Source organism: Aquincola tertiaricarbonis, from assembly GCF_023573145.1.
Taxonomy (GTDB): Bacteria; Pseudomonadota; Gammaproteobacteria; order Burkholderiales; family Burkholderiaceae_C; genus Aquincola; species Aquincola tertiaricarbonis_B.
In genome coordinates this window covers 2,469,818-2,486,384 of record NZ_CP097635.1, presented here as the reverse complement: position 1 = coordinate 2,486,384, position 16,567 = coordinate 2,469,818, and the positions used below count along the sequence as shown (strand labels likewise).

The following is a 16,567-nucleotide window of genomic DNA, read 5'->3' as shown; positions in this document are numbered from 1 at the left end:
TAGCCCCTTCATTTCCCTCACCGCGCACTTGCCGCAACGCCCATGGCCCGCCACCCCCAACGCCGCCGCCTTTCCGCCCACCTGCACCCGCTGGCCGCGGCGCTGGTGGCCGTGTGGCCGCTGCAATCGGTGCTGGCGCAACCGGCGCCCAGCGCGCTGCCGACGCCGGCCGCGCAGTGGGTGAGCCGCTACACCGGCAGCGTGGCGCCGGTGCTCAGCCGGCCGGCCGGCCAGCCCAACAGCATGCTGGTTACGCAGGGCGGCAACCGCGCGATCTACAACTGGAACCGCTTCGACATCGGCAGCGCGGCCAGCGTGGAGTTCCGCCTGCCCGATGCCAACGCGGCGGCACTCAACCGCATCGGCGGCCTGTCGCCCAGCGTGATCCAGGGCGCGCTCAAGTCCAACGGCCAGCTGTGGCTGATCAACCCCAACGGTGTGGTGTTCGGCCAGGGCGCGCGGGTGGACGTGGGCTCGCTGATCACCAGCACGCTGAACGTGGCCGATGCCGACTTCCTGGACGGCCTGACCAGCCGCACGCTGGGCCGCGGCCCCGCCTTCCGGTACGACGGCGCGCCCGAGGACTTCATCGACAGCCGCAACTTCGTGCGGGTGGAGGCCGGCGCCGACATCCGCACCGCCGAAGGCGGCCGCGTGTTCCTGTTCGCCAAGCGGGTGGAGAACGCCGGCAGCATCACCACGCCCGGCGGCCAGACGGTGCTGGCCGGCGGCGGCGAGGTGCACCTGAAGTTGCCCACCAGCGAGGCCCTCTACGCCTCCGAAGTCAACCCCAACGTGCCAGCGGTGCAAGGCCTGCTGGTGGAGGTGGGCGCCGCCGCCGGCCGCGACGGCTCGGTGGCCAACTTGGCCGGCGGCAGCATCAGCACGCCGCGCGGCAACACCACGCTGGTGGGTCTGGCGGTCAACCAGTCGGGGCGTATCAGCGCCACCACCAGCGTGTCGCAGAACGGCTCGGTGCTGCTGCTGGCGCAGGGCGGCACGCAGGTGGGGCCGGCCGGCACCGAGAACTTCTATGAGGCAGGGTCGGAGCTGTACAAGCGCGCGCAGCGCGCCGGCTCGCTGGTGCTGGGCAGCGGCAGCCGCATCGAGATCACGCCCGCCGTGCCGGCCACCGGCGCGGCGCCGACGTCCGACGGCAATGCCACCTTCGTGCCTTCGCGCATCGCGCTGGCCGGCCACGACATCACGCTGGCCGCGGGCGCCCTCATCCAGGCGCCGGGCGCCAGCGTCACGCTGCGGGCCGGCGCGCCCGACTACCGGGCCGACCGCCTGACCAGCCGCCCTTTCACCGCCAGCGACCCCACGGCGCGCATCAGCCTGGCCGAGGGCGCCACCATCGACGTGGCCGGCACCACCGGCACCGTGGTGAGCGCGGCACGCCACTTCGTCACCACCGAGCTGCTGGGCGCCAACGACCTGAAGGACGCGCCGCTGCAGAAGGACGGCGTGCTCTCGCGCAACCGCGTCACGCTGGACATCCGCGACAAGCTGGATGCGACGGACTCCCCCATCCTGGGCGAGCTGGACAGCTACCGCCATGCCGTGCAGCGCACGGCCGAAGAACGCCTGGCCACCGGCGGCAGCGTGGACCTGCGGGCCGAAGGCGCGGTGGTGATGCATGAACGGGCGCGCATCGATGTCTCCGGCGGCCGGGTGAGCTACACCGAGGCGATGGTCACGCCCACCCGCGTGGTGGCCGAGGACGGCAGCCTGTACACGCTGAACACCGCCCCCAAGGACCGGGTGTACGAGCGCACCATCAACGACAAGGGCTCGCCCAAGCCGCTGTACGACCGCTGGGGCGTGCGCACCGCCTACGGCAGCAGCCTGCCGGCTGAAAGGGCGCTGGGCTATGTGGACGGCCAGGCGGCCGGCAAGGTGAGCGTGGTGGCCCCCACCGTGGTGCTGGACGGCCAGCTGGCCGCCCACACGGTGGCCGGCGACCGCCAGCGCACCGGCCTGGACGCGATGGCCACGCTGGGCAGCCTGGCCGTCGGCACGCTGCAGAACGCGCAGCCCTTCGGCGGCACCAGCTATGCCGGCGCCGTGGTGGCAGGCACGCTGCGGCTGGGTGCGCAGGCCGGCAGCCTGGGCAGCGGCTTCTGGCTCGACCCGCTGCAGGCGCCGCTGGGCGCGGACTCGCGCGTGGCCGCCAGCACGGTGATGGCAGGCGGCTTCGGCCAGCTCACGCTGGCCAGCAATGCCGAGGTGCGCATCGAAGGCGACCTGGCCCTGCCCGACCGCGGCAACCTGCAGATGGCCTCGCGCGATGGCGGCGTGGTGATCAGCGCCAACGTGGTGGCGCGCGGCGGCAGCGTGAAGGCGCAGACGCTGGCCGGTGGCGACGTGACGCTGGCCGCGGGCCGCGGCATCGACGTCTCAGGCCGGGTGCTGAACGAACGCACCGACGGCCCGCTGGCCCGTACCGCCCTCCACGGCGGCAGCGTCACGCTGCAGTCGCGCCGCGGCGTGCTGCTGCAGGCCGGCAGCAGCATCGACGTGGACGGTGGCGCGGTGGTCACCGCCAGCGGCGTGCAAGGCGGCAGCGGCGGCAGCATCAGCCTGGCCAGCGGCCGCGCCGACGTCACCGGCAGCGCCAACCTGCTGCTGGGCGGCAGCCTGAGCGGGCATGCACTGAGCGGCCATGCACTGAGCCGCCCTGGCAGCCTGTCCATCGCCACCGATAGCATCCGCATCGGCAGCGCAGCGCCGGGCGGCCCGGAGGCCAGCACCACCCTGGACGCAGGCTTCTTCTCGCGCGGCGGCTTTGCCAGCTACAGCCTGGACGGCCGCGAGTTCCTCGACCTGGCCGCCGGTACCGTGATCGCGCCGCGGCTGGACGCCTGGACGGCCGCGCCCGGCCTGCGTGACGCGCCCACCGGCAGCGCGCTCGATGCCTACGTGACCGCGCCTGCGGGTGCCTTGGCGCCCCTGCCGGCGGCGGTGAACGTGTCGCTGGCTTCAGGTGCCGGCGCATTGACCGTGGGCGCCGGTGCCGGCCTGTCGCTGGCGGCCGGCGCCACGGCGCAGCTGGAGGCCAACAGCCGCCTGACCATGGACGGCGAGATCCGCGCCACGGGCGGCAGCGTGACGCTGCGGCTGACCCGCAGCGGCCCGCAGGAAGGGCAGGACTACGACAACGCGCAGTACCTGTGGCTGGGGGGCAGGAGCCTGATCGACGTCAGCGGCGGCACCGTGCTCACCCCCGCGGCCAACGGCCTGCGGCAGGGCACGGTGCTGGACGGCGGCCGCATCACGCTGGACGCGGCCACCGCCGCGCCCACCAGCCTGGTGCTGCAGCAGGGTGCACAGCTGCGCGCCGATGGCGCGGTGGGCACGCTGGACGTCACCCGCCAGGCCGCCGGCGGCCCCGTGGTGCAGCGTCAGACGGTGGCCAGCAACGGCGGCAGCCTGACGGTGCGCGCCAACCGCGACCTGCAGCTGGAAGGCAGCTTCTCCGCACGCGGCGGTGATGCAGGAGCGGCCTCAGCGGACGCAGCGGCCGGGGTGGCGGGATCGGCCGGCGGCAGCCTGTCCGTCACGCTGGCCAGCGTGCCCGACAGCCGCATCCTGACCGCGCTGCCCGCCGAGCGTGAGCTGCGCATCACCCGCGACACCGGCGGCAGCACGGCCACGCTGCAACCGGCCGACCTGGCCGCACCGCGCCAGCTCACCGGCAACGCCAGCGTGGGTGCCGACTGGGTGGCCGCGGCCGGCGTGGCCGATGTGAGCCTGGCCGCCCGCGACGCCATCCGCCTGGACGATGGCGTGACGCTGGCCCCGGTGCGCAGCCTGCGGCTGGACACGCCGGCGCTGCGCTACGGCAGCGCGGCGGTCGACACCGGCCACGCGGGCACGGCAGCGCCGGTGCAGCTCAGCGCTGCCACCGTCACCCTGGCCAACACCCAGGCCCCGGTGAGCGCCAGCACCAGCACACGGCCGGCGCCGGTCGCCAGCGGCGGCAACGGCCAGCTGCTGGTGCAGGCCGGCAGCCAGCTGTCGCTGGAAGGCGCGCTGGCCACGCAGGGCTTCGGCGGCATCGACCTGCGCAGCCGCGGCGACCTGCGGCTGGTGGAACTGCTGGGCGCCAGTGGCCGCAACGGCGCGTTCAACACCGGCGCCGACCTGCGGCTGCAGGCCGACCAGCTCTACCCCGCCACCGACAGCCGCTTCACCATCGACGCCGGCAACCGCTCCGTGCGCATCGCCGCCGGCGACGAGGCGGCCGGCAGCGTGCAGGCGCCCCTGGCCTCACGCGGCAGCCTCACCATCCGGGCGGGCGAGATCGAACAGGCCGGCATCCTCCGCGCCCCGCTGGGCCAGATCACGCTGCAGGCCAGCGGCAACCTCACGTTGGCGCCTGGCAGCATCACCTCGGTGTCGGCCGCCGGCCTGCTGCTGCCCGATGGCGATGGCCACGCCGCGGGCAGCGTGCCGGCCAAGCAGATCACGCTGTCATCCACCGCTGGCGCGGTGGACGTGCAGCGCGACGCGCTGCTCGACCTGTCGGGCGGTGGCGAGGTGCTGAGCTATCTGTTCGTGCCCGGCCCCGGCGGCTCCACCGACGTGTTCGCCGGCGGCGATGGCGCCTACGCCATCGTGCCCACGGTGCGCAACGGCGCGCCCTACGACGCCACCTGGTCCGTCACGGCGCCGGCCGCCGGCCGGCAGCTCATCGTCGGCCCCGGCGGCCCGCTGCCCGAAGGCGCGTACACGCTGCTGCCGGCGCGTTATGCGCTGCTGCCGGGGGCCTTCCTCGTCAAGCCGCAGGCCGGCGGCACGCCGCTGCAATTCGGCACCAGCCTGCCACAGCCCGACGGCAGCAGCCTGGTGGGCGCGCTCACCGGCAGCGCGGGCACCACCTTGCGCGACCCCCTGTCCAGCACCTGGCGCATCACGCCTTCGGACAAGGCCCGGCTGTCCTCCGAGGTACGCACCACCACCGCCACCCGCTTCTACAGCGAGGCGGCCCAGGCCGCCGACCAGCCACGCCCGCCGCTGCCCGCCGATGGCGGCACGCTGGTACTGGCCGCCCAGCAGGCTTCGCTGGCCGGCAATGCCCGCTTCGGTGCCGATGCGGCCACAGTGGGCGCACGGGGCGGGCAGGCCTTCATCGCGGCCGAGCGCATGGCCATCGGCGCGCCGTCGGCCGAGGCGGGGGTGCTGTCGCTGTCGGTCGCGCAGCTCAATGCGCTGGGCGCGCAGACGCTGGTGCTGGGCGCCCGGCCCGGCGCGACGCCCGACCTGCTCACCGTCACCGCGCGCGAGTTGCGCTTCAACGCGCTCAAGGACACCGACTCGGTGCTGCGCGGCACCGACCTGCTGCTGGCCGCCACCGAGCAGTTGAGCCTGGGCGCCGGCGTCGGCCTGCTGACCACGGCTTCCGGCTCCGGCGCCACCGACGTCGCCACCACCCGCGACTACCAAGTCACCGGCGACGGCGCCCTGCTGCGCGCCAGCGCCACGGCCGATGCCCAGGTGCAGCGCAGCGCCGCCCTGCGCAAGACCGGCACCCTGTCCATCGACCGGGACGTCAGCCTGTCCGCCGCTGGCGGCAGCCTGCTGCTGGACGCCACCCAGCGCACCACGGTGGCCGCAGGCCTGCGCCCGGTGGCGGCCGACGTGACGGTGGCCGCCGGTCACATCGAGGTGGGCCTGCCGCAGCAGGAGGGCCGGTTCGATCCGCAGGCGCTGCAGCTCACCACCGACCTGGCCGCGGCCCTGTCGGGCACGCAGCGGCTGTCGCTGCGCAGCTATTCATCCATCGACTTCGGCGCCGGCGCCAGCCTGGGCAGCACCGGCTTGCGATCGCTGGCGCTGGACACGCCGCTGCTGAAGACCCTGGCCGATGCGGGCGCCTCGCTGCGGGCCGGCGAGCTGCGGCTGGCCAACACCACCGGCGTGGTGGCCGACATGGCCAGCACCACGGCGCCCGTGGGCACGCTGCAGCTGCAGGCGCAGCGCCTGCTGGCATGGGGCGACGGCAGCGTGGGCATCGCCGCTGCGCACACCGTGCTGACCAGCGGCGGCGTCATCCAGGCCGAAGGCGTGGGCACGCTCAACGCCGGCGGTGGCCTGACCCTGCAGTCGCAGCGGGTGCAGACCGCGCTGGGCGGGCAGGCCGAATGGCGGTCCGCGGGCGACCTGCGCATCGAAGCCCTGCCCCCGACCGCCGCCGGTGTGCCGGCCGCCGAACTGCCGGCTGCGGGCGCGGGTGGCCGCCTGGCTTTTGCCAGCGGTGGCAGCCTGGTGCATGCCGGGCAGATCCTGGCGCCGGTGGGTGAGGTCAGCCTGCAGGCCGTGGGCGACCTGGCGCTGGAAGCGGGCGGCAGCGTGCGGGCCACCGGCCTGCGCAGCACGCTGGACGGCAGCACGGTGGACCTGTCCGCCGGCCGCATCGCCCTGGTCAGCCAGGCCGGCAGCGTGCGGCTTGCGGCCGGCTCGCTGCTGGATGCCAGCGCCGTGGGCGAGGGCCATGCCGGCCGCATCGAGCTGGTGGCCACCCAGGGCCAGGTGCGCGTCGAAGGCGCATTGCAGGCCCGCGCCAGCGGTGCCCAGGCGCGCGGCGGCAGCCTGGAAGTGGACGCCGGCCAGGGCCTGGACCTGGCTGCGCTGGCGGCCACCGTGGGCGGCGGCAACAACCTGGCCGAGCGCATCGCGCTGCGCCAGCGACAGGGCGACCTGACGCTGGCCGCCGGCAGCGAGCTGGCGGCCCGGCAACTGTCGATGTCGGCCGATGCCGGCACGCTGACCATAGAAGGCCGCCTGGTGGCCAGCGGGCGCAGCGCCCCGGCCAGCATCGCGCTGTCGGCCGGGCAGGACGTGCTGCTGCGCAGCGGCGCGCTGCTGAGCAGCCGCAGCCTGGTGGGCGAAAGCCGCATCAGCCTGAACAGCCGCGAAGGCTGGCTGCGCCTGGAAGAAGGCGCCACGATCGACCTGCGACCCGGCGGCCCGCTGGCCAGCCCGGGCGTGCTGGAACTGCGCGCGCCGCGCATCGGTGAAGGCAGCAGCCAGGACGTGGCCATCGCCGCAGTCGGCAGCACGCTGCTGGGCCTGGGCCGCGCCGAGGTGGAAGCGGTCAAGGTCTACAACGGCCAGGAGCTCATCGAAGGCTACACCCCGGGCCAGGAACCGCCCGTGGGCGGCGAGGAGCCCGGTGGCGAAATCCCCGGTGGCGAGGAGCCGGGCGGTGAAGCGCCTGTGCCTCCCCCTCCCCCACCGCCGCCACCCCCGCCTCCGCCGCCCCCTCCGCCCCCGCCTCCGCCGCCGCCACCCCCGGCGCCGAGCCCGGGCACGCCTGCGCCGCCCGCGCCGCCCGCCGGCCCTTCGCCCGGCAATGGCCCGACCACCGGCGATCAGGTACCCCCCGCGCCGCCGCTGCCCACCATCTCATCCTTGGGTGCGCGGATCGAGCAGGTGCGTGCGCTGGCCACGTCGCCGGGCAACGGCCCGACCACCGGCGATCAGGTGCCGCCGACGCCGCCGCTGGAGCCCAGCACGCAGCCGGCGCCGCCGCCACCGCCCTCGCCGCCGGTGCCGCTGCCCACGCCGACGCCTTCACCTTCGCCGAGCCCGGCGCCCGGTCCCACGCCCGCGCCCAGCCCGGGCTCGGGCGGCACGCCATCGCCCTCGCCGTCGCCCTCCCCATCGCCTTCACCGGCCCCCGGCCCGGGCCTGCCGCCCGCGCCCACGCCGCAGATCGGCGTGGCCACGATCAATGCCGACAGCGATGCCTTCGCCACCCAGGCCCGCGCCGCCGCCATCGCCAGCCGGTTGTTCGGCGACCGGCTGCCGGCCGGCGCCAGCGTCACGGTGCGCGCCGGCGTGGAAGTGCGCTCGGACTCCACGCTGACCCTGTCGACGCCCTGGCAGCTCGCCCTGCCGCCGGCAGCGCAGAACGCCCTGGGCGCCGTGCAGGTGGGCGGCGCCGCCGTCACGCTGCGCGCCGCGCAGGACCTGGTGATCGCGCAGTCGCTGCACAGCGGCTTTGCCGCGGCCGACGAGTACGGCGGCGAACGTGAGTGGCTGCCCCAGGCCGGCTCGGCCGGCGCCATCACCCTGGTGGCCGGCGCCGACCTGACCGCCGCCCGCAGCGACGCCACGCTGCGCAGCACCGCCACCGGCAGCCTCACCATCGGCAGCAGCACGGCACCTGATGGCGTGCTGCTGCGCAGCACCACCGGCGCGCTCACGCTGGCCGCCGCACGCAACGTCGAGCTGGCCGATGCGCGCAGCGCCGTCTACACCACCGGCCTGCCCACCGAGGGCGGCGCCGGCGCGCCGATGCTGGACGCCTTCAGCGGCCTGGTGCCCGCCTCCACCGAGCTGGGCTATGTGGAGCCCTACCTGCAAGGCGGCGGTGCCATCACCGTGAGCGCCGGCCAGGACGTGATCGGCCAGCCCCTGCCCGCCGCCGATGCGGCCATCAACCGCTGGTGGTGGCGTGGCCGCATCGAGAACAGCGGCGTCTGGTGGTCGCGCTACGACCTGTTCGACGGCGGCCTGGCCACCTTCGGCGGCGGCGACGTCAGCGTGCACGCCGGCCGTGACAGCCTGAACCTGAATGCCGCGGCCGCCAGCAGCGGCTGGGTGGCGCAGGACGGCCGCAGCGGCGCCCGCTACGGCGGCGGTTCGGTGGAACTGCAGGCAGGCCGCGACGTTGCAGGCGGCCTGCTGTATGCCAGCGGCAGCAGCCTGTGGCTGGAGGCCGGCCGCGCCGTCGTGGCGGGGAGCGGCAGTGTGAGTGGCAGCGCCGCACTGGCGCCGCAGCTGGTGCACGGCAACACGCAGGTGGCGGTGCAGGCGCGTGGCGACCTGCGGGTGGCCAGCGTGCGGGCCGAGCACCTCACCTTCCCTTCGCTGGGCAACAGCAGCGGGCTGGTCATCGACGACACCGCGCCGCTGGCCCGGCTGGACCTGGTGAGCACCGCCGGCAACCTGCGCTACGACGGCGAGGCGCAGCAGACCGAATCGGGCTCGCTGGGCCCGGACGCGCTGCTGCTGGGCAGTGTGGTGCCGGCCTGGCTGCGCATGGCCGCGCCCCACGGCAACGTGGAAGTGCGTGGCCCGCTGCTGCAGCAGCCCGGCGCCGATGGCGCGCTGGCCCTGCTGGCCGGCCAGGACCTGACGCTGAGCCAGCCGGTGACGGTGAACGCCACCCGCAGCGTCCTGCCCACGATCAACGACCCGGCCGCCGTGGCCGAGCAGCTGCGCCTGAACACCGTCAACGACGGCGGCGGCCTGGACCGCAGCAGCCGCGACCCGGTGCATCTGGTGGCCGCACAGGGCGATCTGACGGTGGGCAGCAACCTCACGTCGGCACGCCCCGTGCGCCTGGTGGCCGGCCAGGACCTGCGCCTGCCGGGTGCCAGCAGCCAGCTGACCGCGCAGCACCAGGACCAGCGCTACGCCGGCATCGGCGACGATGGCCGCGCGCTGTGGCTGCCCGTGAGCGAGCTGAGCCTGCTGCAGGCCGGCCGCGACATCGTGGGCAGCCCGCTGAGCGGCGTCAATGGCATCGAGATCGCCGGCCCTGGTGACGCGCTGCTGCTGGCCGGCCGCCAGCTGGACCTGGGCAACACCACCGGCCTGGTGGCCAGCGGCAACCAGCGCAGCAGCACCCTGCTGCCCGCACGCGCGGCCGACCTCACCATCGTGGCCGGCTGGCAGCCGGGCGACACGCAGCAGGCGCTGGCCAGCGGCTTTGCGGCGCTGGGCGTCTCGGGCCTGCTGTCGCAGCCGGGCGCGCTGCAGGCCTGGCTGGGCGGCGCCACCGAGGCCGCGGCCTTTGATGCGCTGCCCGCCGCCCAGCAGCTGGCGCAGGCCCAGGCGCTGCTGGGCCCGCAGCAGGATGCGGCGCTGGCCCGCGTGCTGCGCACCGTGCCGGCCTGGCGCGACAAGAGCACCGAGCAGGCCCGTGCCGCGCTGGCCACTGCCGGCGAGGCCCTGCAGGCCCAGGCCGCGCGGGCGCTGCTGCTGCTGGCCTTCGAGGCCCGGCCGGCGGCCGACCGCGCCGCCTTCGTCGCCACCCAGGCGGCGCGGGCCGGCAACCCCTATGCGGCCGGGCTGCAGCAGTACATGGCACGCGTCAACGGTCAGGCGCCCGCCTCGCTGGCGGCGGCCCTGGAAAGCTTCGCGGCCCTGCCCACCGAACGGCAGCTGCCCTGGCTGCGGCAGGTGCTGGCCACCGAGCTGCGCGAAGCCGGCCGCCAGGCCGCCAGCCTGGCCGACGGCCCGCGCGAGGCGGCTTACGCCGCCGGTTACCTGGCACTGGAAACCCTGTTCCCGGGTGCGCGGGCGGCAGGCGACATCCGCCTGCCCTCCAGCCAGATCCGCACGCTGCAGCAGGCCGACATCACGCTGCTGGCGCCCGGTGGCGCGGTGAACGCGGGTGAGCTGGTGTCCGGCGCCGGTGCCGGCAAGCCGGCTTCGCAGCTGGGCATCGTGACGGTGGACGGCGGCAGCATCTTCGCGGCCACGGCCAGCCACTTCGAGGTCAACCAGTCGCGGGTGTTCACGCTCAAGCAGGGCAACGTGCTGCTGTGGTCGTCGGACGGCAACATCGACGCTGGCCGCGGCGCCAAGACCGTCACCGGCGCCCCGGCGCCGGTGCTGCGGCTGGACAGCAACGGCAACCTGGTGGTGGACACCTCCGGCTCCTTCACCGGCAGCGGCATCGCGGTGCTCAACGCCGACAGCACGCTGGACCTGTATGCGCCGCGTGGCGAGATCAACGCGGGCGACGCCGGCATCGTCTCGCGCGGCAACGCCTTCTTCGGCGCGGTGCGCTTCGTCGGTGCGGACAACCTGAACGTCGGCGGCGCCAGCATCGGCGCCCCGGCACCCACCGTGACCGGTGGCACCACCGCCGCCTTCGCACCGCTGGGCCAGGCCGCCACCGCCGCCGGCAACGCCGCCACCTCGGCCCTCGACAGCGCGGCCGACCGCGCCGGCGCCCCGCGCCGCATCGTGTTCCTCGACTTCCTCGGCTTCGGCGACGGGCCGAACTGAATCCCTTCGCCCTCTTGCATTCCGCCCCCATGCCACTCGCACGCAAGCTCCGCCCCTTCGTCCTCGGCCTGCTGGCCGCCGCGCTGCCGCTGGCCGCCAGCGCCTGGTGGAACAAGGACTGGACCCAACGCACGCGCATCGTGCTCAACACCAGCGCCCAGGGCGTGACCACGCAGGAGACGGTGGCCGCGCTGCCGCTGGCGGTGCGGCTGCACAGCGGCAACTTCGACTTCCTGAGCGCCAAGGAAGACGGCAGCGACCTGCGCTTCGTGGCGGGTGACGACAAGACGCCGCTGAGCTTTCGAATCGAGCGCTGGGACCCGGTGAACGAGCTGGCCGTGGTGTGGGTGCAGGTGCCGCAGGTGCTGCCGGGCAGCGACAAGAACATGCTGTACGCCTACGCCGGCCACAGCGCCGCGCCGGCCGCGGCCGACAGCGGCACCGGCTTCGATGCGGCCACGCTGGCGGCCATCCACTTCGATGGCCGCGACAACGCAGGCAGCAGCCACGACGGACGCTGGAAAGCCGCCGACGCCATCACGCCCGAAGCCAACGCGCTGCTGGGCGGCGGCGCCCGCCTGGCCGGCCAGCCGCTGGTGTGGCCGGCGCAACCGGCGCTGCGCATCGCCGCCGGTGGTGCCACCACGTTGTCGCTGTGGCTGCGCTCCGACGAGGTGGCCCGCGGCACGCTGCTGGCCTGGGGCCCGATCAGCCTGACGCTGGAGGGCGGCCAGCTGGCCGCGCGGGTGGGCGGCACGCGCCTGGCCGGCGGCGAGGTGGCACCCACTGCCTGGACGCAGGTGGCGCTGACCGTCGGCAACGGCCAGGCGCAGCTCTACGTCAACGGTGCGGCGGTGGCCAAGGCCGACGTGGCCACACCGCTGATCGAAGGCGAGCTGCGCGTGGGCGAAGGCCTGCGTGGCGTGGTGGACGAAGTGCAGGTCTCGTCGGTGGCCCGCAGCCCCGCCTGGCTGCAGCTGGCCGCCGCCTCGCAAAGCGCCGAAGCCCGGCTGCTGGCCACCACCAAGGACAGCGGCGAAGCCGCCGAAGGCCAGAGCCATGGCTACATCGGCATCCTGGTGTCCAACCTCACGCTGGATGCCTGGGTGGTCATCGGCATCCTGGGGGTGATGTTCGTGGTCGCGGCCTGGGTGATGGTGACCAAGGCGGTGATGGTGGGGCGCGACGACAAGGCCAACCACGGCTTCCTGGAGCGCTTCCGCGGTGCCACGCACGACCTGCTGCTGCTCGACCAGGCCGCCGCCGCGCATGCGCAGTCGCCGCTGTTCCGGCTGTACCAGGCCGGCGTGCGCGAGCTGGCCAAGCGCCAGGTGGGCGTGGCCGGCGCGCCGCCGCTGTCGGGCGCTTCGCTGGACGCCGTGAAGGCCGCGGTGGACGCCGACCTGGTGCGCGAAAGCCACCGCCTCAATGCCCAGATGGTGCTGCTGACCATCGCCATCTCGGGCGGCCCCTTCCTCGGCCTGCTGGGCACGGTGGTGGGCGTGATGATCACCTTCGCGGCCATCGCCGCGGCCGGCGACGTCAACGTCAACGCCATCGCGCCCGGCATCGCCGCCGCGCTGCTGGCCACCGTGGCCGGCCTGGGCGTCGCGATCCCGGCGCTGTTTGGCTACAACTACCTGGCCGCGCGCATCAAGAACATCTCGGCCGACATGCAGATCTTCGTCGACGAGTTCATCACCCGCGTGGCCGAGCTGTACGGGGCGCGCTGATGGACGTCCGCGCCGACAACCAGCCCTACGACGACATCAACATCACGCCGATGCTGGACCTGGCGTACGTGCTGCTGGTCACCTTCATCATCCTCACCACCGCCTCGGTGCAGGGCGTGAAGGTGAACTCGCCGGCCACCACGGCGCAGAACAACCTGGCCAAGCCGCAGACCCGCGCCATCACCGTCACCGCCGACGGTGCGCTGTACCTCGACGCCTATCCCGTGACGCTGGACGAGCTGCGCAACCGCCTGGCCGACTACAAGGCCGCCAACCCGGCACTGCCGGTGGTGCTCAAGGGCGACACCGCCGCGCAGTACGACGTGGTGGTGCAGGTGCTGGACATCGCCAAGCGCCTGGACATCGCCGAGATCGGCCTGGTGACCACCCGCGCCAAGTGAAGGGCCTGCCATGCAAGTCAACACCGACGCCAAGCCCTACGACACCATCAACGTCACGCCGATGCTGGACCTGGCCTACGTGCTGCTGGTGGTGTTCATCCTGATGACCACCGCCTCGGTGCAGGGGCTCACCATCAGCGTGCCCAAGCCCAGCAACCAGCCCGCGAAGGAGCAGCACGAACTCATCGTGCTGCAGGTGATGCAGGGCGGCGCGCTGCTGGCCAACGGCGCACCGGTCACGCTGGCCGAGCTGGAGCCGCGGCTGCAGGCCGCCAAGGCGCGCGATGCGCAGATGTCCGTCGCCATCAAGGGCGAGGCCGGCGCGCAGTACGGCGGCGTCATCGCCGTGGTGGACCTGTGCAACCGGCTGGGCGTGAACATGGCCTTCATCACCGGCAGGTTCGGCACATGAGCAGCAGGAAGCTCCTGGGCCTCGTGGCCGTGGTGCTGCTGGTCGCCGCGCTGGTGTGGTGGCTGCGCGGCCTGGCCGGCAGTCCGCCGGCGCCGCAGCGGCAGGTCGCGCGTATTGCGCTGCTGCCCGACACGCCGCCGCCGCCGCCGCCACCGCCCAAGGAAGAAAAGCGCCCCGAGCCCAAGGAAACCCAGGCGCAGCCGCAGCCGGTGCCGCAGCCCGACGTCAAGCCGCCGCAGCCGCAGCAGGTGCGAGAAGAAGGCCCCACCGGCGACGCACCCGGCGGCCTGGCCGGCGGCCCCGTCACGCAGGAAGGCGTGCCCACCGGCCCGCTGACCACCGGCACCGGCAACGGCGGCGGCGGCACACGTGCCAGCCGCGCCGAAGAACGCTTTTATGCCCAGGCCGCCCGCCAGCTGCTGCGCGATGCGATCGAGCGCCACCTCAAGGGCCAGACCACACAGGCCACCGCCGAGGTTCAGCTGTGGATCGACCCCAACGGCGCCATCCGCCGCTTCGAGCTGCTGCCCAGCGGCCAGCCACGGGCCGACGACGAACTGCGCAGCGCGCTGGCCGACGCCACCCGCGAGCTGAAGCTGCCGCCCCCGCCCGACCTGCCGCAGCCGATGCGCTTCCGCCTCAGCCTGCGGCCGGCCTGAAACCCGAAACGACCATGACCATGCGACCCCTACACGCCCCCCACCGACGCACGCCGCCGCGCCGGCCGCTGCTGTGCACACTGCTGGCCGCGACGCTGGCCGGCACCGCCGCGCTGCCGGCCAGCGCCCAGTCCGACGAGCGTGCCGAGCTGGAAAAGCTGCGCGCCACCACCCAGGCGCTGATCGAGGCGCTGGTGGGCCAGGGCCTGCTGAGCCGCGAGCGCGCCGACGGGCTGCTGCGGCAGGCCCAGGCCGGCACCGCGCCGACCGCCAGCGGCTGGGGCACGCCGCCAGCCGGCGCCCGCGGCAGCGTGGTGCGCATCCCCTACGTGCCCGAGACGCTGCGCCAGCAGATGCGCGAGGAGATCAAGCTCGACGTGCTGCAGCAGGCGCGCGAAGAAGGCTGGGCCGATGCCCGCCAGGTGCCGGCCTGGGTCAAGGCCATCGGCTTCGAGGGCGACGTGCGGCTGCGCTGGCAGACCGACCGTTTCGCGGCCGACAACCTGCCGGCCGAGTTCTACCGCGCGCAGACCGGCGCCCCGGCCTGGGCGCCCGACCTGACCAACACCACCGAAGACCGCAACCGCCTCACGCTGCGGGCGCGCTTCGGCGTCAACGCCAAGCTGTCGGAAGACACGCGCACCGCCATCCGCATCAGCACCGGCAACCTCAGCGGGCCCACCTCCACCTCGCAGACGCTGGGCAGCCACTTCAACAAGTACAGCGTGGTGCTGGACCGCGCTTGGCTGCGCTGGGAGCCGCGGCATGACCTGCGCTTCATCGGCGGCCGCATGCCCAACCCCTTCTACGGCAGCGACCTGCTGTGGCCCGACGACCTGAACTTCGACGGCGTGGCCGTGCAGGGCGAAACCAACCTGGGCAGCGGCGTGTATGCCTTTGCCACGGCGGGCGCCTTCCCGCTGGAAGAACTGTCGGTGGACAGCAAGGACAAGTGGCTCTACGGCCTGCAGCTGGGCGCCGATGCGGCCCTGGGCGCCAACACCCAATGGCGGGTGGGCCTGGCGGTGTACGACTTCCGCCACGTCGCCGGCGTGCAGGCCACCGAACCGCCGCCCACCGGCCCGCGCGCAGGGACGGTGGCCTACCAGAGCAGCCAGTACCCGGCCTCGGCCCGGCAGAAGGGCAACACGCTCATCAACCTGAACGACCCCACCAGCACCGCCAGCCCGGTGTGGGGCCTGGCCTCGAAGTTCCGGCCGGTGAACCTGACCACGGGCCTGACCTTCAAGCACTTCGATCCGGTGCAGGTGGGCCTGACGCTGGACTGGGTGAAGAACAGCGCCTTCGACCTGGCCGACATCCGCCAGCGCGCCGGACTGCCGCAGCTGCAGCTGGCCGACAAGACCACCGGCCTGCAGCTGCGCCTGCTGGCCGGCCATGAACGCCTGGCCAACCGCGGCGACTGGCAGGCCTTCGTGGCGATGCGCAAGTTCGAGCGTGATGCCTGGCTGGACGCCTTCACCGACACCAACTGGAACGGCGGCGGCACCAACTACAAGGGCTGGACCCTGGGCGGCCATTACGCGTTCGACCGCAACGCCAGCGTGGGCCTGCGCTGGACCAGCACCCGCAACCTGGACGACGGCAGCCTGTACCTGAGCAATGCGCCCTACAAGCTCGACACCCTGCAGGTGGACCTCAATGCGCGGTTCTGAACGCAGACCCCAGGTCTGGGCGCTGGTCCTGGCCGCCGCCTGCGCGCTGCCAGCGGCCGCCCAGGACAACACCGCCAACCGCGACCGCGAGGCCCTGCGCCGCGCGCAGGCTGCGCTGAACGACACCCGGCGCGAGCTGGCCACGGTGCAGGCCGAGCGCAGCGATCTGCAGCGCGACAAGGAGGCCGCTGCGACGCAGGCCCAGGCGGCGCAGCAGGCGCGCGACCGCCTGCAGGCCCAGCTGCGCAGCCTGCAGCAGCAACTGGCCGCCCTGCGCACCGACCAGCAGGCCCAGGCCGAGCGCCTGCGCAGCGAGCGCGAGGCCGAAGCCGCCAGCACTGCCGAGCGCCAGCGCCAGGCCGCCGGCCAGCTGGCCGAGCTGCGGGCCCAACTGGCCGAAAGCCGCCGCGCCACGGCCAGCGTGAGCGCGCTGCTGGAACGCACCACCCAGGCCCTGGCCCGGGCCGAGGACAAGAACCGCCAGCTGCATGCGTTGGCGCTGCAGGCGGTGGAACGCTACCGCGCCAGGACGCCGACCGAAGCCGCCCTGCAGGGCGACCCGCTGCTGGGGCTGACACAGGTGCGCATCGAGAACGTGGCCGAGGACCTGCGCACGCAGGCCGACGCCTTGCGGCTGCCGGCCGCGCGCTGAAGC

7 protein-coding genes are annotated in these 16,567 nt (G+C 74.2%); all 7 read left to right on the top strand.

From position 1 onward, the window contains the following. The first annotated feature begins 42 nt into the window (after window positions 1-42). From MW290_RS11445 to MW290_RS11415, 7 genes are read left to right on the top strand one after another with little or no spacing between them, the layout of a single operon-like run. Window positions 43-11,031, top strand: a complete 10,989-nt coding sequence (locus MW290_RS11445) for a filamentous hemagglutinin family protein (RefSeq protein WP_250196705.1) — start codon at window positions 43-45, stop codon at window positions 11,029-11,031. Window positions 11,032-11,060: 29 nt separating this feature from the next. Further along, window positions 11,061-12,764: a DUF2341 domain-containing protein gene (locus tag MW290_RS11440; protein WP_250194783.1), complete on the top strand. Its 1,704-nt coding sequence runs from the start codon at window positions 11,061-11,063 to the stop codon at window positions 12,762-12,764. Continuing rightward, window positions 12,764-13,165, top strand: coding sequence for an ExbD/TolR family protein (locus tag MW290_RS11435; protein ID WP_250194782.1), 402 nt, complete (start codon window positions 12,764-12,766; stop codon window positions 13,163-13,165). Before MW290_RS11440 ends, MW290_RS11435 begins: the two co-directional genes overlap by 1 nt. A 10-nt stretch (window positions 13,166-13,175) precedes the next feature. Further along, window positions 13,176-13,577: an ExbD/TolR family protein gene (locus MW290_RS11430; RefSeq protein WP_250194781.1), complete on the top strand. Its 402-nt coding sequence runs from the start codon at window positions 13,176-13,178 to the stop codon at window positions 13,575-13,577. Continuing rightward, on the top strand, window positions 13,574-14,236 hold the full coding sequence (locus MW290_RS11425) for a TonB C-terminal domain-containing protein (RefSeq protein ID WP_250194780.1): 663 nt from the start codon (window positions 13,574-13,576) through the stop codon (window positions 14,234-14,236). The genes MW290_RS11430 and MW290_RS11425 overlap by 4 nt, the downstream gene beginning before the upstream one ends. A gap of 20 nt (window positions 14,237-14,256) precedes the next feature. Next, window positions 14,257-15,912, top strand: a complete 1,656-nt coding sequence (locus MW290_RS11420; protein ID WP_250194779.1) for a putative porin — start codon at window positions 14,257-14,259, stop codon at window positions 15,910-15,912. Further along, window positions 15,899-16,564 carry a hypothetical protein gene (locus MW290_RS11415; RefSeq protein ID WP_250194778.1) on the top strand — a complete coding sequence of 222 codons (666 nt, stop codon included), beginning with the start codon at window positions 15,899-15,901 and terminating at the stop codon, window positions 16,562-16,564. The genes MW290_RS11420 and MW290_RS11415 overlap by 14 nt, the downstream gene beginning before the upstream one ends. Window positions 16,565-16,567 lie beyond the last annotated feature (3 nt).